General features: G+C 63.9%; 20 protein-coding genes. 12 read left to right on the top strand and 8 right to left on the bottom strand.

Annotated elements, in window-relative coordinates; all coding sequences use genetic code 11:
• Nucleotides 1-274: aspartate-alanine antiporter-like transporter (locus QTH91_RS08615; protein WP_497032802.1), on the top strand; the 274-nt coding region annotated here is incomplete at its 5' end.
• Nucleotides 275-1331: 1057 nt separating this feature from the next.
• Here QTH91_RS08615 and QTH91_RS08620 read toward each other — a convergent pair.
• The 6 genes from QTH91_RS08620 to dnaA all read right to left on the bottom strand — a co-directional run bounded on the left by QTH91_RS08620 (nt 1332) and on the right by dnaA (nt 8782).
• Nucleotides 1332-1769, bottom strand: a complete 438-nt coding sequence (locus QTH91_RS08620) for a GNAT family N-acetyltransferase (RefSeq protein WP_286659669.1) — start codon at nt 1767-1769, stop codon at nt 1332-1334.
• 137 nt (nt 1770-1906) lie between these two features.
• A complete protein-coding gene (locus QTH91_RS08625) occupies nt 1907-2164 on the bottom strand; it encodes a hypothetical protein (RefSeq protein WP_286659670.1) in 258 nt (85 codons plus the stop codon).
• A 61-nt stretch (nt 2165-2225) separates the two neighbouring features.
• Nucleotides 2226-2738, bottom strand: coding sequence for a P-loop nucleotide/nucleoside kinase family protein (locus QTH91_RS08630; RefSeq protein ID WP_286659671.1), 513 nt, complete (start codon nt 2736-2738; stop codon nt 2226-2228).
• A gap of 685 nt (nt 2739-3423) precedes the next feature.
• Nucleotides 3424-6051 (bottom strand): DNA topoisomerase (ATP-hydrolyzing) subunit B, encoded by a 2628-nt coding sequence (gene gyrB, locus QTH91_RS08635; RefSeq protein ID WP_286659672.1) that lies wholly within the window; start codon nt 6049-6051, stop codon nt 3424-3426.
• Nucleotides 6052-6146: 95 nt separating this feature from the next.
• Nucleotides 6147-7253, bottom strand: coding sequence for a DNA polymerase III subunit beta (gene dnaN / locus QTH91_RS08640; RefSeq protein WP_286659673.1), 1107 nt, complete (start codon nt 7251-7253; stop codon nt 6147-6149).
• Nucleotides 7254-7402: 149 nt separating this feature from the next.
• On the bottom strand, nt 7403-8782 hold the full coding sequence (dnaA, locus tag QTH91_RS08645) for a chromosomal replication initiator protein DnaA (protein WP_286659674.1): 1380 nt from the start codon (nt 8780-8782) through the stop codon (nt 7403-7405).
• 421 nt (nt 8783-9203) lie between these two features.
• On the opposite strand from dnaA, the gene rpmH reads away from it, so the two are divergent.
• The 7 genes from rpmH (at nt 9204) to QTH91_RS08680 (ending at nt 14828) form a co-directional block, all read left to right on the top strand.
• Entirely contained in the window at nt 9204-9338 is a 135-nt protein-coding gene (gene rpmH / locus QTH91_RS08650; protein ID WP_047486751.1) for a 50S ribosomal protein L34, read from the top strand.
• A gap of 88 nt (nt 9339-9426) precedes the next feature.
• Nucleotides 9427-9828 carry a ribonuclease P protein component gene (locus tag QTH91_RS08655; RefSeq protein WP_286660618.1) on the top strand — a complete coding sequence of 134 codons (402 nt, stop codon included), beginning with the start codon at nt 9427-9429 and terminating at the stop codon, nt 9826-9828.
• Nucleotides 9825-10139 (top strand): membrane protein insertion efficiency factor YidD, encoded by a 315-nt coding sequence (gene yidD / locus QTH91_RS08660; RefSeq protein ID WP_286659675.1) that lies wholly within the window; start codon nt 9825-9827, stop codon nt 10137-10139. Before QTH91_RS08655 ends, yidD begins: the two co-directional genes overlap by 4 nt.
• On the top strand, nt 10136-11908 hold the full coding sequence (yidC, locus tag QTH91_RS08665) for a membrane protein insertase YidC (protein ID WP_286659676.1): 1773 nt from the start codon (nt 10136-10138) through the stop codon (nt 11906-11908). Before yidD ends, yidC begins: the two co-directional genes overlap by 4 nt.
• Before the next feature lie 78 nt (nt 11909-11986).
• Nucleotides 11987-13402, top strand: coding sequence for a tRNA uridine-5-carboxymethylaminomethyl(34) synthesis GTPase MnmE (gene mnmE / locus QTH91_RS08670; protein ID WP_286659677.1), 1416 nt, complete (start codon nt 11987-11989; stop codon nt 13400-13402).
• 93 nt (nt 13403-13495) lie between these two features.
• Entirely contained in the window at nt 13496-13963 is a 468-nt protein-coding gene (locus QTH91_RS08675) for a Crp/Fnr family transcriptional regulator (protein WP_286659678.1), read from the top strand.
• A gap of 553 nt (nt 13964-14516) precedes the next feature.
• The gene (locus tag QTH91_RS08680; RefSeq protein WP_286659679.1) at nt 14517-14828 is read left to right on the top strand and encodes a hypothetical protein; all 312 of its coding nucleotides are present in this window, start codon (nt 14517-14519) and stop codon (nt 14826-14828) included.
• 42 nt (nt 14829-14870) lie between these two features.
• On the opposite strand, the gene QTH91_RS08685 is transcribed toward QTH91_RS08680, so the two are convergent.
• Nucleotides 14871-16859: a monovalent cation:proton antiporter family protein gene (locus QTH91_RS08685; protein WP_286659680.1), complete on the bottom strand. Its 1989-nt coding sequence runs from the start codon at nt 16857-16859 to the stop codon at nt 14871-14873.
• A 76-nt stretch (nt 16860-16935) separates the two neighbouring features.
• Between QTH91_RS08685 and QTH91_RS08690 the strand changes: the two genes are divergently transcribed.
• Genes QTH91_RS08690 through QTH91_RS08705 form a run of 4 tightly spaced genes read left to right on the top strand, consistent with a single transcriptional unit; the run spans nt 16936 to nt 19941 of the window.
• The gene (locus QTH91_RS08690; protein WP_286659681.1) at nt 16936-17940 is read left to right on the top strand and encodes a KpsF/GutQ family sugar-phosphate isomerase; all 1005 of its coding nucleotides are present in this window, start codon (nt 16936-16938) and stop codon (nt 17938-17940) included.
• On the top strand, nt 17940-18509 hold the full coding sequence (locus QTH91_RS08695) for a KdsC family phosphatase (RefSeq protein WP_286659682.1): 570 nt from the start codon (nt 17940-17942) through the stop codon (nt 18507-18509). The genes QTH91_RS08690 and QTH91_RS08695 overlap by 1 nt, the downstream gene beginning before the upstream one ends.
• Nucleotides 18506-19147, top strand: coding sequence for an LPS export ABC transporter periplasmic protein LptC (gene lptC, locus QTH91_RS08700; RefSeq protein ID WP_390367500.1), 642 nt, complete (start codon nt 18506-18508; stop codon nt 19145-19147). The genes QTH91_RS08695 and lptC overlap by 4 nt, the downstream gene beginning before the upstream one ends.
• The gene (locus QTH91_RS08705) at nt 19144-19941 is read left to right on the top strand and encodes an SDR family oxidoreductase (RefSeq protein WP_286659683.1); all 798 of its coding nucleotides are present in this window, start codon (nt 19144-19146) and stop codon (nt 19939-19941) included. The genes lptC and QTH91_RS08705 overlap by 4 nt, the downstream gene beginning before the upstream one ends.
• A gap of 138 nt (nt 19942-20079) precedes the next feature.
• Here the strand turns inward: QTH91_RS08705 and rbp are convergent, their stop codons facing one another.
• The gene (rbp, locus tag QTH91_RS08710; protein WP_286659684.1) at nt 20080-20583 is read right to left on the bottom strand and encodes an RNA-binding regulator; all 504 of its coding nucleotides are present in this window, start codon (nt 20581-20583) and stop codon (nt 20080-20082) included.
• Nucleotides 20584-20685 lie beyond the last annotated feature (102 nt).

The following is a 20685-nucleotide window of genomic DNA, read 5'->3' on the forward strand; positions in this document are numbered from 1 at the left end:
TTGGCTTGGCAAGTTCAAGATCGGAGGCGTGGGCTTCGGGCCCGTCACGGGGTCCTTGCTGGCGGGGGTTCTGATCGGCAACTTCTGGCACGTGCCCGTGTCCGACACCGCCAAATCCCTGCTGTTTCTCATGTTCATGTACGGCATTGGATTCTCGGCGGGCCCGGGCTTCGTCCGGGGCGTGCGCGACGGCGGCTGGCGGTGGGTGGCCCTTGCTAGGCCCGCGAGGGCATCGCAAGGGATGCGGGCATCCAGCTGCCTTAGCGCAGACTGACACCGAGGATCGCGTCGATTTGTCAGGGGACCGAGGTGCCCTAACAAAGGTCACATTGAACGCCCGCTTCCCGGGGAGCTCAAGGCCCGCATTGGGCACAAAGGAGTCGGTCCGCTGCGTTGTGTCAAACGACCGATCAGTGCCCAAAGCGGCTGTACCTGAAGCTCCGTTCCAGACATTGAACGAAGGTCCGCTTTCGAGAAGGTGGGATGTCTGCAACGGGCGCATTGCTGAAGTAGCGACCTCAGGAAACCAGACCTTCGCTCGCGACAGTCGCCATGCGCTCTGACTGGACTTCGACTTGAGAGTCTATGCTGGGAACTCCACGCGTTCGATTGAGTATCCCAACGGCGACACCAAACTGCGCGCTGGAAATTTCTCACCGCCTTGCACCTTTTCGTATGTCTGACGGGGCAGACAGAACCTCCCTCCTGGATACCCGGCGAGTTCACGGAAACGCACGTACTGTTTGCAGGTAGTCCAAGATTTTCGATATGGACTCGCCTCACTCTTTGTCGACAGCGTCACGACAATCTGTCCGGGCTCCGCGAGCGCAATATGAAGCGCGAACAACGCAACATATAGGTTCGCCCAGCACATCGAGGCCAAGAGGATTGGCATCATCAGCAAAATCGCTTTGCGCTTAGTCGCCGTTAGCTGTGCCCCCAGTGCGTCCAACCAGGCTCTTGAGAAGGATGTGAACAACGCGATTCCGATGCTTCCAAGTCCAGCGGCAAGTTCAGTTGGAGTGGAAAGGGCGAATTCGAGCTGGAAACTCACAACCAGCGACAAGAGGCCCATACCGTACCAAGCGAGCGGAAGCCACCTTGCCTTTGACATCGCCTGGGTCGCCGCTGTGGCACCAGGGCCGGTCATGCGGATGCCAGCGAGCGGGGTCGAATCCAGTGCGTTTTCATCATGGTCCTGGCACCGTTCGGTTAGCCCGCACGCACCAATGTGTGCCTAGTGGCGTAGTTGCACGAACTTCCGCACGTGGCCGGATTCTGACGGAATGCCCCCGGCAGGACGGCGTAGCAGTGACTGCTCGACAAAGAAATCAAAGGTCTCTGTGCAAGCTCACCAGTCCTTGCTCGCCAAAGCCCACGTGCTCGTAGAACGCGGCCGCTGGAGAAGACCTGCCTGTGACTAGATTGATGCTTCGAAATCCTCGGCCACGCAGTTCACTAGTGGCCGTTTCCAACAACGCCCGGCCGAGACCTTTGGATTGGAATTGTTGGGTAATGCACATCTCTTTCAATTGGAATGTCCATCCATTCACCCAGCGCTCGCCCCACCCCAGCGCAAATCCAACGGGACTTCCCTCTCGAATGAGCCCCCATCCGAGGAACGAAGGAAATTCGGCGAATGATTCGAGGCGCTCCAAGACGGCGTCACGCGACCAGCCATCGCTCCAAGGCGGGGAGTTAAAGACTTCCTGGTAGACGCCTGCGAAGTCCGTAATGTTGGATGTAGTGATGGTGACGAAGCGGTTCATCTGACAGCCCGTATGGCCAGGAATTCTCGCAGCCTGGCTTCTGGTGCGCACTCACCACACTTGAGGATGTGCCGCCATCGAGACGGCGATGGCGACGTCTGTTCATGGCCGGTGGCGGCTGTCTGGGGAGAGAACGGTCACTCCGCGGGAGTAGCTGCTTCAACCCAAACGACCTCACCGGGATGGTGCTGGTCGATGGTATCGAGCGCGCCCTCCAAGATGAGCGGGTCACGCGCTCCCAGCGGGTAGATGAAGCGTGACAGGCCTTTCTCCTTTCGAGCGCCGTAGTCTTCCTCTGTGATGGCATCCGAGCCGCACCAGACCGAACGTCCCGAATCCGCTGCAAGACGCAACGCCTCCGTCAGACCGGTGGGGGTGATTGCGAGGAAGACCACGTTTGCTCCTTTTGATTGCGGGGATGGCAGGCGACCGCTCCTGGCCGGATTCTGCCGCTGCTCACGCCGCGAGGGGCCGAACACGCGAGCTTTCAAAAATCAGGTTCGCGGCCTCGCTCGCAGGGATAAGCGCCGAATCTATGACTAGGCGTTGGGACGTCCAGGTCTCGTACTCGCGCCGCAGAACCTCGTCCCAGTTCGGCAGTCTGCCTTCCGGAATTTCGGCCTTCCGGCTCTCGACGCGCCGGCGGTGCTCCGCGGCGTCCGAGCACACAACCTCAACCTCAAGCAATTCCTTCGATGCGCTCGACGCCACATCCCGCCATGCTTTCGGGTGACCGCTAGCGGATTGACGCAATCGGCGATGACAGTGGTTCCGAGCGCAAGGTTGGATTTCGCCAGCTCGTAGGCCAAAACGTAGCCGAGAGGCCCCCGCCTCGTCCAATTCGCCTGCTTTCATCAGCGCTTGCTCAATGGTATCGATGCGCAGATATGCAGCAGGCAACCGAGCGACCAATTTGCGCGCTATGGTGGTCTTGCCGGTGCCCGGCAGTCCACCAAGAACAATCAGCATCGCTTTCTCCTCGTGATGCGGGCTGGGGCGCGATTCTGCCGCACGTCGGATGACCGCAGTTGGCCGGATTCGGCCGCACCCGCGTGGCGCCGACGGGCCTCGGGGCAGCGTTTGAGGCAGCTTCAAAGCAGCCTTCACTTTTGGGCTCACTGTACCGTGGAGAAATACTCTAGGTTCGCGCCTGCCCGGACAAAGTAGTAGTCGATTCAATGGGCCCGTTACGGTCGTTGGGCTCCGCAACGCCTATGCCCGCATCGCTGACCCCGTACTCCATGGTGGTCAGCTACGGTGTGGATGAGCGAAAGCAACTCGTGCCCGATTGCTTGGCCAGTCATTGCAAGGGCGACTGCTTGCGCGAAAGGCGAACTCAAGACAAGGATGGTTTGAGGACAGAAACTCGCAGCCCTCGCGAACGCACGGTCTGCAACGGCCGCAGGGCTGGCCTGCGGCGGGTACTTGCTTTACCCGCTTGTTGCGGTTCCTTTGCCCCGTGAGATGCGCGTGCTCGTGATGCCTGTACTCGCGAGCGAAAAGGATTGTGCCGGGCACGTCGCTCGAAGCCGCACGATCCCCGCTTACGACGACTAGAACTGGGCGCCTCCCTTGTCAACGCAGGAGTCAGACATAGGGGGCGGCCAATCTTTGGTTCTAAAGCGGCCAGACTTTGCTGCCGCCTACAAATCGATCAGACGTCGATATTCGCAGCCCGAAGCGCGTTGGCCTCGATGAACTCCCGGCGCGGTTCCACCTCATCGCCCATCAGCATCGTGAAGACGTGGTCGGCTTCGATGGCGTCGTCGATCTGTACGCGCAGCAGGCGGCGCACGTTCGGGTCCATCGTCGTTTCCCACAGCTGCGCCGGGTTCATCTCGCCCAGCCCCTTATAGCGCTGGCGTGAGGTGGCCGATTCAGCCTGGGCCAGCAGCCAGCGCATGGCGGAACGGAAGTCGCTCACACGCTCTTCCTTGGCGCGTTCGCCTTCGCCGCGGCGAACCAGGGCGCCTTCGCTCAGCAGGTTGCGGAACGTGCTGGCCGCCTCGGCCAGGGCCGCGTAGTCGGCGCCATGCACGAAGTCCTGCGTGAGCACGCTGCTCTTGATGTTGCCGTGGTGCCGGCGGCTCACGCGCAGGATCGGCTTGTCGGTGCGTACGTCGAATTCGCTGGCCACCTCGGCCGGAATGCCGGTGCTGCTGATCTCGCGCAGCTTTGCCTGCAGCGCGACTGCCGATGCCTCGGCCGCGGGCGTGGTGTCCAGGTCGAGCGCAACGCCGTCTGCGATGGCGCGCAATGCCTCTGCGTCCATGAAGACGCCCAGGCGATCGATGACAGCCTCGGCCAACTGGTGCTTGCGCGCCAGCTCCGCCAGAGTATCGCCTTCGATCACGGTGGGTTTGTCGCCGCCGGTGCTGATGCTCGCATCCTTGAGCGCGACCTTGAGCAGGAAGGCGTCGAGCGCCGCACCGTCCTTGAGGTATTGCTCTTCCTTGCCCACCTTGACCTTGTACAGCGGCGGCTGGGCGATGTAGATGTGGCCGCGCTCCACCAGTTCGGGCATCTGGCGATAGAAGAACGTGAGCAGCAGCGTGCGGATGTGCGCGCCGTCCACGTCGGCGTCGGTCATGATGATGATGCGGTGGTAGCGCAGCTTGCTGACGTCGAAGTCGTCCGCGCCGCCGCCATTGCCAGCACTTTCGCCTGCACGGCCGATGCCGGTGCCCAGCGCCGTGATCATCGTCAGGATTTCGTTGCTGGTCAGCAGCTTTTCGTAGCGCGCCTTCTCGACGTTCAGGATCTTTCCGCGCAGCGGCAAGATTGCCTGGAACTTTCGGTCGCGCCCTTGCTTGGCCGAGCCGCCGGCGGAGTCGCCCTCCACCAGGTAGACCTCGCACAGCGATGGATCCTTTTCCTGGCAGTCGGCGAGCTTGCCGGGCAGGCCCATGCCGTCGAGCACGCCCTTGCGGCGCGTCATCTCGCGTGCCTTGCGCGCGGCTTCGCGGGCGCGGGCCGCTTCGACGATCTTGCCGCAGATGATCTTGGCGTCGCTCGGGCGTTCTTGCAGGTAGTCGGACAGAAGGCGGCCGACGATGTCTTCCACCGGTGCGCGCACTTCGCTGGAGACCAGCTTGTCCTTCGTCTGGCTGGAGAACTTGGGTTCGGGCACCTTGACACTGAGAACGCAGCACAGGCCCTCGCGCATGTCGTCGCCGGTGACTTCCACCTTCGCCTTCTTGGCCAGGTCGTTCTCTTCGATGTATTTGTTGATCACCCGCGTCATCGCGGCGCGCAGGCCGGTGAGGTGGGTGCCGCCGTCACGCTGCGGGATGTTGTTGGTGAAGCAAAGCACCTGCTCGTTGTAGCCCGAGTTCCACTGCATCGCCACTTCGACGCCGATGTGCGTGCCGGGAATGCCACCGTAGGTGTCGGCTGCGCGCTCGCCCGCCGCGTAGAACGGGTTCGGGTGCAGGACGGTCTTGCCTTTGTTGATGAACTCCACGAAGCCCTTGACGCCGCCGGCGCCCGAGAAGTCGTCTTCCTTGCCGGTGCGCTCGTCGACCAGGCGGATGCGAACGCCGTTGTTCAGGAACGAGAGCTCACGCAGTCGCTTGCTCAGGATCTCGTAGTGGAAGTCGTTGTTTTCCTTGAAGATCTCGGTGTCGGGAAGAAAGTGCACTTCGGTGCCGCGCTTCTCGGTCTCACCGGTGATCTTCATCGGCGAGACGGGCGTTCCGCCCTGCTCTTCGATGATGCGGTTCTGCACCAGGCCGCGGCTGAACTCCAGCGTGTGGACCTTGCCTTCGCGGCGCACCGTCAGGCGAAGCATCTTGGACAGCGCATTGACGCAAGACACGCCCACGCCGTGCAGGCCACCCGACACCTTGTAGCTGTTCTGGTTGAACTTGCCGCCGGCATGCAGTTCGGTCAGGGCGATTTCGGCAGCCGAGCGCTTGGGCTCGTGCTTGTCGTCCATCTTGACGCCGGTGGGAATGCCGCGGCCGTTGTCGACCACCGAGACGGAGTTGTCGGTGTGGATGGTGACGACGATGTCATCGCAAAAGCCGGCCAGCGCCTCGTCGATGGAATTGTCGACCACCTCGAAGACGAGGTGGTGCAAGCCGGTGCCGTCGGAGGTGTCGCCGATGTACATGCCAGGGCGCTTGCGCACCGCTTCGAGGCCTTCGAGGATCGTGATCGAGCCTTCGCCGTAGGTGTCGGCCGAAGGTGGCAAGGCCTGCTCGGGGCTTGCGTTGGCGGGTTGCGCGCTGCCGTCCCCATCGGCTCGCGGTGCGTCCGGTTTCACTTCTTCGGTGCTCATCAGATTTCCTCAAACTCTTGCATTGGGTGGGGCCAAGTGGCTCCACAGGTGCAGCCGGCGACATGGGCCGGCGCGGGGTGTTGTCTCTTCGCGGATCAGATCCGCATCGGCATCACGACGTACTTGAAGTCGTTGTTGTCCGGAATGGTGACCAGGGCCGAACTGTTGGAGTCCTGCAGGTCGATGCGCACCATGTCCTGGCTCATGTTGCCCAGGGCCTCGATCAGGTAGCTGACGTTGAAGCCGATCTCGATGGCGTCGCCGCCATAGTCGATGTCGAGTTCATCCTGCGCTTCTTCCTGCTCGGCGTTGCTCGAGGCGATGCGCAGCGTGCCGGGTTCGATGTTCAGGCGAACGCCCTTGAACTTGTCGGAAGTCAGGATGGCCGTGCGGTTGAGCGCAGCGAGCAGCGCGGTGCGACCCAGCGTGACGCTGTTCTTGTGGCCCTTGGGAATCACGCGGTTGTAGTCGGGGAACTTGCCTTCGACCAGCTTGGTGACGAACTCCATGCCGCCGAAGTTGAAGCGCGCCTGGTTGCTGGCGAACTGCATCTCGATCGAGCCTTCTGCATCCGACAGCAGGCGCTGCAGTTCAAGCACGGTCTTGCGCGGCAGGATCACTTCCTGGCGCGGCACTTCGACGTCGAGCGTGGCATTGGCGAAGGCCAGGCGGTGACCGTCGGTGGCGACCAGCGACAGTTGCTTGCCCTCGGCCACGAACAGGATGCCGTTGAGGTAGTAGCGGATGTCGTGAACCGCCATGGCAAAGGAGACTTGCGAAAGCAGGTTCTTGAGCGTCTTTTGCGGCACGCTGAACGACGGGCCGAAGTTGGCCGACTCCTGAACCAGCGGGAAGTCTTCGGCCGGCAGGCTCTGCAGCGTGAAGCGGCTCTTTCCGCCCTTGAGCACCAGCTTGCTCTGGTTCGATTCCAGGCTCACCGTCTGGTCAGCCGGCATGGACCGCAGGATGTCCACCAGCTTGCGCGCGCCGATGGTGGTGGTGAAGGCGCCATCGTCCCCGCCAAGCTCGGCCGTGGTGCGAATCTGGATCTCAAGATCGCTGGTCGTCAGCTGGATCTGCCCGCCCGCCTTGCGGATCAGGACGTTGGCCAGGATCGGCAGTGTGTGTCGACGCTCGACGATGCCGGCGACCGACTGGAGCGCCGCGAGGACTTTGTCTTGAGTTGCCTTCAAAACGATCATGTGTCTACCTCTTCTCTTCTTTATTGCTTTCCGGAACTGGAGCCCCATTCACCGCAAGCTTCGCGCCTGAAACCGACGCTGCGGCGACGTCGACATGATGGACGAGCCGGGTGTCGCGATGGTGGCAAGGCGGGCGCATGGACGCTGGCTCAGCCTTTCAACGTCTGCTCGAGCACGTGCAGCTGCTGGTTGAGCTCGGACAATTGCTGGCGCTCGCCAGAAATCTTGCGTACCGCATGCAAGACCGTGGTGTGGTCGCGGCCGCCGAAGAGCTCGCCGATCTCGGGCAGACTCTTCTGGGTCAGCTCCTTGGCCAGGTACATGGCAATCTGACGCGGCCGGGCAATAGAGGCCGGGCGCTTCTTGCTGTACATGTCGGCGACCTTGATCTTGTAGTAGTCGGCCACCGTCTTCTGGATGTTCTCGACGGAGATCTGCCGGTTCTGAATGGAAAGCAGATCGCGTAGCGCCTCGCGTGCCAGGACGATGGAGATCTCTTTCTGGTTGAAACGCGAGTAGGCCAGGATCTTGCGCAGCGCGCCTTCGAGTTCGCGCACGTTGGAGCGCACGTTCTTGGCAACGAAGAAGGCCACTTCTTCCGGCATCTCGGCGCCTTCGACCCGCGCCTTGTTGATCAGGATGGCCACGCGCATCTCGAGTTCGGGGGGCTCGATGGCCACCGTCAGACCCGAATCGAAGCGAGATACCAGTCGCTCGTGAATGTCCGACAGTCCCTTGGGGTAGGTGTCGCTCGTCATCACGATGTGACTCTTCTTGGCCAGCAGCGCTTCGAAGGCGTTGAAGAACTCTTCCTGCGTACGGTCCTTGTTGGCGAAGAACTGGACGTCGTCGATCAGGAGCAGGTCGAGCGAGTGGTAGCGCTCCTTGAATTCATCGAAGGTCTTGCGCTGATAGGCTTTGACCACATCCGAGACGAACTGCTCGGCGTGGATGTAGAGAACCTTGGCGTCCGGCCGATCGACCTGCAGCCGGTTGCCTACCGCATGCATCAGGTGAGTCTTGCCCAGGCCGACGCCGCCATAGATGAACAGCGGGTTGTACAGATGTCCCGGCATGCCGGCCACGTGCATGGCCGCTGCGCGCGCCATGCGGTTGGCGGTGCCCTCGACCAGCGTGTCGAAGGTCAGGCTCGCATTGAGCCGGCTCTTGAAGCCCGATGCGGGCGGTTCCTCGCCGAGGCCGACCACGTCGCGGGGAACGTCGGTGTCTGGAACCACAGCCACAGGGGCAATACGGACGGGTGCTTCGCGCGGAGCAAGCGCTAACTCAATGGCGACGGGCTGGCCATTGAGCTTCTCGGCCATGGCGGCGATCTTGCCGGCGTACTGAGCCCGGATCCAGTCGAGCTTGAAGCGGTTTGCGACGAAGACCGTGACGCGCGAAAGATCGTCCGCGACCTGTGCGGTCAGCGGCTTGATCCAGGTGTTGAACTGCTGCTCCGACAACTCTTGCGCGAGCTGATCGACGCAGGCTTGCCAAAGGCTTTGACCGATGCCGTCACTGGACATGGATGAAGGGGCGCACGGTTTGTCCGTCGGGCATTGTCGTTATGGAAAGTGTGGATAGATGCCCTGCAGGCAAGCTCGCCATTCTAACTTCTCAAGACCTTATCCACACCCCTTTTTGTCGTCCGCAAGTGGTGTGTCAAAGGGGTGGGTCAGCCCGCCAAATTGTGCTTGGGCGAAATGTTTGCGATAATGCCGGGTTTCCCTCAGTGGCGCGCGGATTTAGCACTCGCGCGGGTCGGCGCGTGAGCGCCACGCATATGTGTTCTGGCATCGCAACGATTGCCGGAATGGCAAAGATGGGGGGAAGGAAAGTGGAAACGCCTTGGCCGGCCAGAACCGCCAGGCTTTCACCCTCAGGCATTTAGGCAGGAATTGGCGGGCGTCTGGCCACTACGCCAAGACAAACAGGAAATTCTTCATCATGAAACGTACTTACCAAGCTTCCAAGACCCGTCGCGCCCGCACCCATGGCTTTCTGGTCCGCATGAAGACCCGTGGCGGCCGCGCCGTCATCAACGCTCGCCGCGCCAAGGGCCGCAAGCGCCTGGCCGTCTGACGGCCAGAACCGGGTTCTCGCCCCGCCCGACGCCTCGATCCTGGCTGTCGCCGGTTTCGATGATGGCCAGCCTGTCGCGTCACGTCCCATGTTGCGGATGAAGACGCGCGCGCAATTCCAGGCCGTCCTTGCAGGAACTACGGTGGCGCGCACCTCTCACTTCGCATTGCACCGCCGTGTCATCGACCCGGCGGATTCGTCGCGCCCGTCAGAGCCGGGTCGTCACCCAGCTCCGCTGTTCGACGGCGAGGGGCCTTGGCTTGGCGCCATGGTGCCCAAACGGTGGGCACGGCGCGCCGTCACTCGCAATGCCATCAAGCGGCAGATCTATCAGGTGAGCGCCGGCGCAGAGCTCGGCGCGCAGCAGGCCGCCTTTTTGGTCCGCTTGCGTGCCGCTTTCGACAAGGCTCGGTTCCCCAGCGCAAGTTCCCCCGCGCTCAAGTTGGCAGTGCGCGAAGAACTCCAGCGCCTCTTCGAGCGCGCCAAATGAGCGAACGTGCTGCACCGGCCTTTTCTGCGGCGCGCTCCGGATGGGCGGCGCGAGCCCTCATCGCGCTGGTGCGGGGATATCGGCTGATACTCAGTCCGTGGCTAGGCTCGGCCTGCCGATTCGAACCCACTTGCTCCGTCTACGCCATTGCTGCCCTGCAGACGCATGGCGCGGCACGCGGCAGCTATCTGACCTTGCGACGCCTGGCTCGTTGCCAACCCTGGTGCGACGGTGGGCACGATCCTGTCCCTTCGGCCGCGCCTGGCTTGTTCTCCCCTCTTCTCTCGAACGACAAGAAGCCTTCTCCATGAACGACATCCGCCGAACCATCCTCTGGGTGATCTTTGGTTTCTCGCTGGTCTTGCTGTGGGACCAATGGCAGGTCTACAACGGCCGCGTGCCGACCTTCCTGCCATCTGCGTCCCAGAAAGCGCACGACGCCGCTGGCAAGCCGGTGGCGCCCTCGGCTGGCGCATCGGCCAACGGCGGCAATTCGGTGCCCACGCCTGCGGCTGGAACCGAGGCTGGCGTTCCGGGGCAGGCCGCCAGCGCGGCGCCGGTCGGCCAGCAGGTCGAGATCAAGACCGATGTGTTCACCGCGATCATCGACGGCCAGGGTGGCACGCTGTCGCGGCTCGAATTGCCTCAATTTCTGGATCAGACCAACAACCATGGCTTGATCGAATGGTTCAAGAAGCTGATCGGCCAACCCGTTCCGATGAACGAGGTCAAGCCGGTTCTGCTGATGGAAGACGACTCGCCCGCGACGCGCTATGTCGCGCAGACCGGCTTGCTCAACACGGCCACCGGTGGCGCTCGGCTGCCTACGCACCTGACCCCGATGTCGGTCAAGCCCGGGCCGCGTGTCCTTGCCGACGGACAGGACACGCTGGAGGTCTCGTTCGAATCGCAGCCCGAGGGTGGCGTCAAGTACATCAAGACCTACGTCTTCAAGCGCGGCGACTACGTCGTGCAGGTCAAGCACCAGGTCGTCAACGTGAGCGACCAGCCGCGCGACGTGCAGGTCTACATGCAGTTCGTCCGGCATGGCACGGTGCCTGGCACGACGATGTTCGGTGCCAACACCTTTACCGGCCCGGCCTTCTACACCGAAGAGAAGAAGTTCCACAAGGTTGCGTTCTCGGACATCGCCAAAGGCAAGGGTGAAGTGCCGCCGCCTGCCACCGATGGCTGGGTCGCGATGGTGCAGCACTACTTTGCGTCCGCGTGGCTGCTCAACCTGCCCGGCAACGAAGGCCTGCGCCGCGAGTTCCGAGTGCGAGATCTGGGCAACAACCAGTTCTCCGCCGCCGAGGTGGTGAACCTTCCCCAACTGGCGCCGGGCGCCACGGCCACGCTCAACAGCAATCTGTTCGCAGGGCCGCAAGAGGAGAAGAAGCTCGAGGCGCTGGCCCCCGGGCTCGAACTGGTGAAGGACTACGGCATCTTCGCCATCATCTCCAAGCCGCTGTACTGGCTGCTGGTGAAGCTGCACAACTTCCTGGGCAACTGGGGCTGGGCAATCGTGGCCCTGGTGGTGCTCCTGAAGGCCGCCTTCTACTGGCTCAATGCCAAGGCCTACGGCAGCATGGCCAAGATGAAGGCCATCAATCCGCGCATCATGGAAATGCGCGAACGGCTGAAAGACAAGCCGCAGGAGATGCAGCAGGAGATGATGCGCATCTACCGCGAGGAAAAGGTCAATCCGATGGGAGGCTGCCTGCCCATCGTGATCCAGATCCCGGTGTTCATCGCGCTTTACTGGGTGCTGCTGTCCTCGGTCGAGATGCGCCACGCGCCCTGGATCGGCTGGATCCACGACTTGTCGGCGCCCGATCCGTGGTTCATCCTGCCGGTGGTGATGACTGCAACGTCTCTGATCCAGACCTGGCTCAACCCCACGCCGCCCGATCCGATGCAGGCTCGCCTGATGTGGATCATGCCGCTGGCCTTCTCGGTGATGTTCATCTTCTTCCCCGCGGGCCTGGTGCTCTACTGGATCACCAACAACGTGCTGTCGATCCTGCAGCAGTACGTGATCAACAAGCGCCTGGGCGTCATTCCTTCCAAGGCGAAGTAGGGGCAAGCACCGCCCCAAACCGATCAGGGCCGCGCAAGCGGCCCTTTTTGCTGGAAACTGCTGGAACACAATCCCGACATGCTTGCTCGCAACACCGATCCGATCGCTGCGATTGCCACCGCGCCTGGGCGTGGCGGCGTGGGCATCGTCCGCGTGTCGGGCCCGCAGCTTGCACCGCTGGTGCGGGCGCTGTGCGGTCGTGACTTGCGCCCGCGCGAGGCCACCTATCTGCCCTTCCTGGACGAACACGGCGATGCGCTGGACCGGGGCATTGCCATTCACTTCCCCACGCCAAACTCCTTCACCGGCGAAGACGTGCTCGAGCTGCAGGCACACGGCGGCCCCGTGCTGCTTCAACTGCTGCTGGCGCGCTGCCTCGAAGCGGCCGCCCACATTGACGAAGCCACCGGGCGAGCGCGCCTGCCGGGACTTCGCGTCGCCCAACCGGGCGAGTTCAGCCAGCGGGCCTTTCTCAACGGCAAGCTCGATCTCGCGCAAGCCGAGGCCATCGCTGACCTGATCGATGCCAGCACCGAGGCTGCCGCGCGCAGCGCAAGTCGCTCCTTGTCGGGAGAGTTCTCACGCGAGATCCACGCCCTGCGCGACGCGTTGATCCATCTGCGCATGTTGGTCGAAGCGACGCTGGACTTCCCCGAAGAGGAGATCGACTTCCTGCAAAAGGCAGACGCCAGCGGGCAATTGAACAGCCTGCGTGAACGCCTTGGCGAGGTGCAGGCACGCGCGCGCCAGGGGGCGTTGCTGCGCGAGGGCATCAAGGTCGTGATCGCGGGCCAGCCCAATGCGGGCAAGAGTTCATTGCTCAATGCACTGGCGGGCGCCGAACTCGCCATCGTCAGCAACGTGCCCGGCACCACCCGGGATGTGGTCGCGCAGACCATCCAGATCCATGGTGTGCCCGTCCACGTGGCGGACACGGCCGGGCTTCGCGACAGCAACGACGAAGTCGAGCGCATCGGGATCGAACGCGCCTGGGGCCAGATCGAGAGCGCAGACGCGATCCTGTTTCTCCACGATCTGACGCGGGCCGACACGCCCGGCTATGCCCACGAAGACCAAGCCTTGCTGCAACGCATCCGCGGCACCTTGCCCGGCAGCGTGCCGGTGCTCAACGTCTGGAACAAGTCCGATGCGGCGCCGCCCCAACTTGAGGGGAGCGCACGCGACGGCATTACCTTGTCGGCGCGATCGGGCGAAGGGTTGGAGGGGCTGCGCCAGCGCTTACTCGAAATCGCCGGCTGGGAGGCGCTGCCTGAAGGCGTCTACCTTGCGCGCGCTCGCCACGTGCAGGCGCTGGTGCGCGTCGGCGAGCATCTGGCCATCGCAGCAGGTCAATTGGCGGCGCCCATGCCCATGCTCGAACTTCTGGCGGAAGAGCTGAGGCTGTCCCAGAACGCCCTGAATGAAATCACCGGCGAATTTGGCTCGGACGACCTGCTCGGCGTGATCTTTTCGCGCTTTTGCATCGGCAAGTAGCACAATCATGTTGCAAGTGTTGCACTTTGTGCACTCACTTGGTGAAATCGGTTGATACTTGCTTGAGCTTCGTTTCGCAGGAGCTGCCACGCCATGTCCTTATCCACTCAGGAACTCTGTCGCGCCATCTCCCAGAACACCAGCTACGACGCGTTCGCGCCAGCGCTGAACGCACAGCAATGGGAGATGCTCGGCACCTACCTGCAGCCGCTCGACTTGCCGGCAGGGCAAATCCTGCTCGACGAGGGGTCGCAGGACCGGTCGGTCTACTTTGTCGAGAGCGGCGCACTCAGCGTCCATGTCATCGGATCGAGCGGCAAGATGCAACTGGCCATCCTCAACGCCGGATCCGTGGTGGGTGAAGGCGCCTTCTTTTCGCACCTCCCCCGATCCGCCAATGTGATCGCAACCGGTGCGAGCCGGCTCTGGCGGTTGACGCCCATCCGTTTTTCCGAAATGTCGAACCGCCAACCGGCGCTGGCCCTGGAAGTGGCGCTGGCGCTGGGCGCGGTTATTGCCAAGCGCATGGTGAACAAGCCCAAGCGCGTCGCGGTCACCTGAGTCGTCCAAGCCGGCGCGGGAACAAAACAATATGGCCTTGCTTTGCGAGCTTTGCCAGACTGCCAACCGGGACGGGGCGAAGTTCTGCAAGGGTTGCGGACGCAAGATTGCACAGTCATGGCCCGTCGGCGAAGCGGCGACTTTGGCCGTCGGCGATGAATCCCTGGCGCTGATGGGCGCAACGGCGGGGCTGGGGGCCAGCGACCCGGATCGGAGTGCGCGCGGCCATGCAGGCGCCACGGCACAGGCGCCATATGCGCCAGCTGCCCCACCGGAATCTGACCCGACAGGGGGAGGCGGCAGCAGTAGAAGTCGACGGCTCCTGATCATTCCCGCCGCAGGGGCGGCGCTCTTCGCGGTTGCTGTGGCCTGGTTCGCCATGTCGCATCGAAGCGAGGTGGTGAGCGAGGCCCCGACGGTGCCCTTGGTTTCTGCGCAGGAGATGTCACAGGGAACCACTCAGCAGGCAGCAAAGTTGGCGCCGCCCGCGCCCGCTGAAGCTCTGGTGGAGGTGCCCGTTTCGCCCCCGCCAACGGGTGACGCGGCGGCCACCATGAATTCGAGCAAGCCAGGGCCGGACTCAGCGGCGGACGTCAAGCCGAAGCCCACGCGCAAGCCCATGGCCCGCAAGCCCGCACCCGCACCCGAACCCGTTCAGGCGAGTCCGCCACCGGTGGTGGCGCCGGCGCCCCCGGCACCGCCGGCGCCGCAGGAAGCCTGTGCAGGACTCAACTTCGTCGCCAAGTCCCGCTGCCTCGTTGCCCAATGTGCCCGGCCAGAGCAGAAAGCGCACCCGCAGTGCCAGGCCGTGCGCGAACAGCAGCGGCTGGAAGAAGAAAAGCGCAACCCACAGTTGGTGAACTAGGCGGTCTGGGCGCCTTGCGCGCACGCAGTCGATTCAAAGGGCTCAGGCCTGCATCTGCAGCCGCTCGATCGCATCCGCCAAGGGCCCGGGTTTGCCGGACAACACCAGCACGTCGCCCGCGGCCAGGACGGTCTGGTCCGAAATCTCGCAGCGTTGGCCCCCGCGGCGCCGAAGCGTGACGATGCGCACGTTCAATTCGTCCAGGCACAGGGCGGCGATGTCGCTGCCTATCACCCTGGCGCCGTCATCGAGGACGACACTGTCGAAGCGCTCGTAATCAGCTTCGTCCCCGTGATCGTCGTCGGAGCCGTGGAAGTAGCCACGCAGTAGGTCGTAGCGTGCGTCGCGCTGGTCCTGAACGACCCGGATGACGCGCCGCATCGGAACGCCAACCAGCGCCAGTGCGTGGCTGGCTAGCATCAGCGAACCCTCGATGGACTCCGGCACCACCTCGGTGGCCCCCGCCGCCTGCAGCTTTTCCAGGTCGTGATCGTCCTGCGTGCGCACGATCACCGGCACCTGGGGAGCATGCGTTCGCGCATTGTTGAGCACCTTCAACGCACCGGCCACGTCGAGGTAGGTGACGACCACCGCACTCGCCCGCGCAAGACCGGCGGCCATCAGTGCCTGAAGGCGTGCAGCGTCTCCGAACACGACCGAATCGCCTGCGGCGGAGGCCTGTCGCACCCGGTCGGGGTCGAGGTCGAGCGCCATGTAGGGGATGCCCTCGCGCTCGAGCATCCGGGCCAGGTTCTGCCCGCAGCGGCCATATCCGCAGATGATGACGTGTCGGGCCGTGTTCATCGTCTGACGGGCAATGGTGGTCATCTGCAGCGACTGCTGCAGCCAGTCGCTGGCCACCAGTTTGCGAACGATGGCGTTGCTGTACAGGATGATGAAGGGCGTGGCCAGCATCGACAGCACCATCGACGCCAGCACCGGGTTGATCAGCCAGGGCGGGACCAGCGCGCGCTGGTTGGCCAGCGTGAGCAGCACGAAGCCGAACTCGCCTGCCTGTGCCAGGTACAGCGCGGTGCGCAGCGAAACGCCGGCGGTTGCCCCCAGCACCCGCGCAAGGAGCATGACCAGCCCCAGCTTGAATGCGATGGGCAGCAGCAGAAGTACGGCGACCAGGCGCCATCGCTCGAGCACGATGTGCCAGTCGAGCGACATGCCGATGGAGATGAAGAACAGGCCCAGCAGAAGGTCGTGGAACGGACGGATGTCGGTTTCCACCTGATGCTTGAATTCCGTTTCCGACACGAGCATGCCGGCGATGAAGGCGCCCAGCGCAAGGCTCAACCCTGCTTTTTCCGTCAGCCAGCCGAGGCCCAGGGTGATCAGAAGCAGGTTGAGCATGAACAGCTCTTCGCTGCGTCGACGCGCCACCAAGGTCAGCCACCAGCGCATCAGCCGCGGCCCGCCATACAAGAGCAAGGTCACGAGCGCCACGGCCTTGAGCATGGCCACGCCCAGCGCCATCAGCAATTGATCGGGCGGCGAGCCGAGTGCAGGAATGAGCACGAGCAGCGGCACAACGGCCAGGTCCTGGAACAGGAGCACGCCCATCACGCGCTTTCCGTGCTGGCTGTCCAGTTCGAGGCGTTCGGCCATCAGCTTGACCACGATCGCGGTACTGCTCATGGCCAGGGCGCTCGACAGGGCCAGGGCCGTCTGCCAGGAAAAGCGCCAATGCGACGGCAGCAGCCTGGCCAGCATCAAGGCACCGCCGGTTGCCAGCACCATCGTCAACACCACCTGCAGCACACCGAGCCCGAACACGTGGCGACGCATTGCTCGCAGCTTGGGCAGGCTGAACTCCAGGCCGATGACGAACATCAGGAAGACCACGCCGAATTCGCCAAGGTGGCGAACGCCGTCGGAATCTTGCGTCAAGGCCAGTGCGTGGGGGCCGATGATCACGCCGGCCACGAGGTAGCCGAGCATCGGCGGCAACTTCATCGAGCGGAAGGCCACCACGCCGCCCACTGCGGCCAGCAGGAACAGCAGCGTGAGCTCGAGGGAAGACATGCCCGATCCTATTCGACGCCACTGCGATGTCGATGACGGCAGGTGCCCGCCCGGTCGCGCGCCTAAAATCGCGCCGATGAGCACCCCGACGCCCTCCACCGTTCCCGACTTCGACCCAGATGCCATGCTGGATCGGGCTCGCGACACCTTCGACATCGAGGCGCAGGCCGTGCTCGGTCTCAAGCAGCGCGTCGGCGCCAACTTCGTGCAGGCCGTGCGCGCGATCCTGGGCGTGCGCGGGCGCGTCGTGGTCATGGGCATGGGCAAGAGCGGCCACGTCGGCCGCAAGATTGCCGCCACCCTGGCCTCCACCGGAACACCGGCGATGTTCGTGCACCCGGCCGAGGCAAGCCATGGCGACTTGGGCATGATCAAGGCGGTCGACCTGGTGCTCGCCATTTCCAACAGCGGCGAGGTCGAGGAACTGACCACCATCCTTCCGGTGGTCAAGCGCCAGGGCGTCCCCCTGATCGCCATGACGGGCCGCCCGGACTCCACCCTGGCCAAGCATGCCGACGTCGTGCTGGACGCCGGCGTCGAAAAAGAGGCCTGTCCGCTCAACCTGGCCCCGACTGCAAGCACGACCGCGCAGATGGCGCTGGGCGATGCGCTGGCCGTCGCCTTGCTCGACGCGCGCGGCTTCGGCGCCGAGGATTTCGCCCGCTCGCATCCAGGCGGCGCGTTGGGGCGCAAGCTGCTCACGCACGTGAGCGATGTCATGCGAAGCGGAGACAGCGTGCCGCGGTCGACGCCGCAAGCCTCCGTCAGCGATCTGATGAAGTCCATGAGCGTGGGGGGGTTCGGCGCTGCCGTCATCCTCGAGTCGGACGGCCGGGCCAGTGGCATCTTCACCGATGGCGACCTGCGCCGATTGATCGAAGCCGGCACCGACTTGCGCAGCGCCCGCGCCGAAGACGTGATGCATCGCGGACCCCGCACCATCCGGGCCGAAGCCCTGGCGGTCGAAGCGGCCGAACTGATGGAACAGCACGGCATCACGCGGCTTTTCGTCACCGATTCCGATGGGCGTGTGACTGGCGCACTGAATACGCACGACTTGCTGCGCGCAAAGGTCATCTGATGGGCGGCAAACCAACAGTGGCGGCGGCGCCCTTTTCTGCCGAAGTGCTGCTGGCAGCCCAGGGCGTACGCGTTGCCTTCTTCGATGTCGACGGGGTGCTCACCGATGGCGGCATCTACTTCACCGAAGCGGGCGAGACCCTCAAGCGCTTCTCGATCCTCGACGGCCTGGGCCTGAAGCTGATTCGCAACGCGGGCATCGTCCCGGCGGTGATCACGGGCCGCGATTCCAAGCCCCTGCGCGCCCGGCTTGAGGCGTTGGGGGTGCAACACGTGCGCTACGGCACAGAAGACAAGCTCCCCGCGGCACAGGCCATGTTGGGCGAACTCGGTCTTGAATGGTCGCAAGCCGCCGCGATGGGCGACGACTGGCCCGACCTGCCCGTGCTGGAGCGCGTTGCATTGGCGGTCGCGCCGCCCAATGCGCATGTGGAGGTGCGCGCCATCGCCCATCACGTCACGCACGCCCGCGGTGGAGAAGGTGCTGCACGGGAATTCTGCGATCTGCTGCTCACCGCAGGCGGGCATTACCGCCGCATGCTCGACGAGGCGCGGGGGCGCACCGCTTGATCGCGCTGCCGAACTGGTTGCGCATTGCGCTGGACCGGCTCACGATCTACCTGCCGGTCGTGCTTGCCGCCGTGCTTGCCCTGGGCACCTACTGGCTGGTTCGCACGGCGCCCAAGATCTCTCAGCCCGGCACCGCAGTCGCGCCTGCGCACGAGCCCGACTATTTCATGCAGGACTTCGTGGTCAAGCGCTTCATGCCCAATGGCGATCTGCGCAGTGAACTTCGTGGAACGGAGGGGCGCCACTATCCCGACACAGACACGCTCGAAGTCGACCAGGTGCGCTTGCGCAGCATTTCGCCGACGGGCTTGGTCACTCACGCGTCGGCCAACCGGGGGCTATCCAACGCGGATGGCAGCGAGATCCAGCTCTTTGGTGACGCTGTGGTCGTGCGCGACCCGGCGCGCGATCCCGACGGCAAGCTTCAACCCCGCATGGAGTTCCGCAGTGAATTTCTTTGGGCCTTTACGGACCAGGAGCGCGTGACGTCCAACAAGCCGGTGACGCTCATCCGAGGCGCAGATACCTTCACGGCGGATTCGATGGACTACGACAAGATCACCGGCGTTGCCAATCTGAAGGGTCGCGTGCGCGGCCTCATCCACCCGCCGGCGCCCCGAGGGGGCGCCGCGCAGTGAGCACCACCGATAACAACCATGCGCCACTGGTGTTCATCACCGGCGCGTCCAGCGGTATCGGCCAGGCGCTGGCGGCCCGGTATGCCCAGGCGGGCTGGCGGCTTGCCTTGAGTGCGCGCCGGACGGGCGAAGTCGAGGCTTGGATCCGCTCGGCGGGACTGGGTCCCGAGCGCGCTCAGGTGTATGGCGCCGACGTTGCGCAGGCCGACAGCATCATCGCGGCTGGTCACGCGTGCATCGAGCGCCAGGGATTGCCGGATTGCATCATCGCCAACGCCGGCATCAGCATCGGCATGGACACTGCGGAGCGGGCTGATCTGGATGTGATGGCGCAGATCTTCGCCATCAATAACTTGGGGCTGGCAGCCACCTTCCACCCCTTCGTTGCCGCGATGCGCGCTCGCGGCAGCGGGCGGCTGGTGGGCATCGGCAGCGTGGCGGGCATTCGGGGGCTCCCCGGGCATGGCGCCTATTGCGCCAGCAAGGCAGGCGTCATCAGTTACTGTGAAAGCCTGCGAACGGAACTGCACGGCAGTGGCATCAAGGTGGTCACCATCTGCCCTGGCTACGTGGCAACGCCTCTCACCGAGGGCAATCGCTACGGCATGCCGTTCCTGCTTCAGCCCTCGGAATTCGCCGAGCGCGCGTATCGGGTCATCGAGGCAGGAAGCAGCTACCGGGTCATTCCCTGGCAGATGGGTGTGGTCGCCAAGCTGCTTCGCATCGTTCCGAACGGTCTGTTCGACCGTGCCGTGCAAGGTCGCGGCCGCAAGCGGCGCCTGTCGGAGCGCTGATCAACGGACCGGCGTGGGGACGCGGCGCGTTCCAAAGGTCGTCTTTGCCAATCAGCAGGACGCACGGCAAAAAGGGCTCCATGTGGAGCCCTTTTTGTGGTCTTTCCGAAGCGGCAATGCCGCTTCGAACCAAGATGATCAGTAGCCGCTGTTGTTGCCGCCACCGTAGCCGCCGCGGCCACCGCCGCCGCCGCCACCACCGCTGCGCGGGCCGGTGCCGTACGGGCTGCGGAAGCCGCCGTCGCCGCGGCCACCGCCGCCGCCGCCGCCACCGTAGCCGCCGCCACCACCGCCACCGTAACCGCCACTGCGGCCGCCACCGCCGCCGCCGCCGTAGCCGCCGCCGCCACCACCGCCGTAGCCGCCGCCACCACCGCTACGGGGGGGACGTGGTTCCATAGGGCGAGCCTCATTGACGACAACACTGCGACCGCCCAGAGGCTGGCCATTCATGCCGTTGATGGCGGCTTGCGCCTCGGCATCGCTGCCCATTTCCACGAAACCGAAACCCTTCGAACGGCCCGTCTCGCGTTCCATCATGACCTTGGCACTGGTGACCGACCCGAATTGGCCGAATGCTTGTTCCAGATCACCGTCGCGCACCGAATAAGGCAGGTTGCCGACGTACAGTTTGTTGCCCATCAAGGGACTCCTCAAAACATATCAAAACTAGCGATGGAGTCCCGAGAGCGTGACTTGCATTAGAGAAGTTGCAGAGCCCCGCGAAACTGTCCGATCACCAAC

This window comes from Variovorax dokdonensis, assembly GCF_030316895.1.
In the GTDB taxonomy this organism is placed as follows: domain Bacteria; phylum Pseudomonadota; class Gammaproteobacteria; order Burkholderiales; family Burkholderiaceae_C; genus Variovorax; species Variovorax dokdonensis.

Coding starts and splice junctions, on each gene's coding strand:
- QTH91_RS08675 (WP_286659678.1), top strand. CDS start 13,496: ATGTCCTTATCCACTCAGGAACTCTGTCGCGCCATCTCCCAGAACACC.
- QTH91_RS08620 (WP_286659669.1), bottom strand. CDS start 1,769: ATGAACCGCTTCGTCACCATCACTACATCCAACATTACGGACTTCGCA.
- rbp (WP_286659684.1), bottom strand. CDS start 20,583: ATGGGCAACAAACTGTACGTCGGCAACCTGCCTTATTCGGTGCGCGAC.
- dnaA (WP_286659674.1), bottom strand. CDS start 8,782: ATGTCCAGTGACGGCATCGGTCAAAGCCTTTGGCAAGCCTGCGTCGAT.
- gyrB (WP_286659672.1), bottom strand. CDS start 6,051: ATGAGCACCGAAGAAGTGAAACCGGACGCACCGCGAGCCGATGGGGAC.
- yidC (WP_286659676.1), top strand. CDS start 10,136: ATGAACGACATCCGCCGAACCATCCTCTGGGTGATCTTTGGTTTCTCG.
- rpmH (WP_047486751.1), top strand. CDS start 9,204: ATGAAACGTACTTACCAAGCTTCCAAGACCCGTCGCGCCCGCACCCAT.
- QTH91_RS08685 (WP_286659680.1), bottom strand. CDS start 16,859: ATGTCTTCCCTCGAGCTCACGCTGCTGTTCCTGCTGGCCGCAGTGGGC.
- QTH91_RS08630 (WP_286659671.1), bottom strand. CDS start 2,738: ATGCTGATTGTTCTTGGTGGACTGCCGGGCACCGGCAAGACCACCATA.
- QTH91_RS08695 (WP_286659682.1), top strand. CDS start 17,940: ATGGGCGGCAAACCAACAGTGGCGGCGGCGCCCTTTTCTGCCGAAGTG.
- dnaN (WP_286659673.1), bottom strand. CDS start 7,253: ATGATCGTTTTGAAGGCAACTCAAGACAAAGTCCTCGCGGCGCTCCAG.
- QTH91_RS08680 (WP_286659679.1), top strand. CDS start 14,517: ATGAATTCGAGCAAGCCAGGGCCGGACTCAGCGGCGGACGTCAAGCCG.
- yidD (WP_286659675.1), top strand. CDS start 9,825: ATGAGCGAACGTGCTGCACCGGCCTTTTCTGCGGCGCGCTCCGGATGG.
- QTH91_RS08690 (WP_286659681.1), top strand. CDS start 16,936: ATGAGCACCCCGACGCCCTCCACCGTTCCCGACTTCGACCCAGATGCC.
- mnmE (WP_286659677.1), top strand. CDS start 11,987: ATGCTTGCTCGCAACACCGATCCGATCGCTGCGATTGCCACCGCGCCT.
- QTH91_RS08655 (WP_286660618.1), top strand. CDS start 9,427: ATGTTGCGGATGAAGACGCGCGCGCAATTCCAGGCCGTCCTTGCAGGA.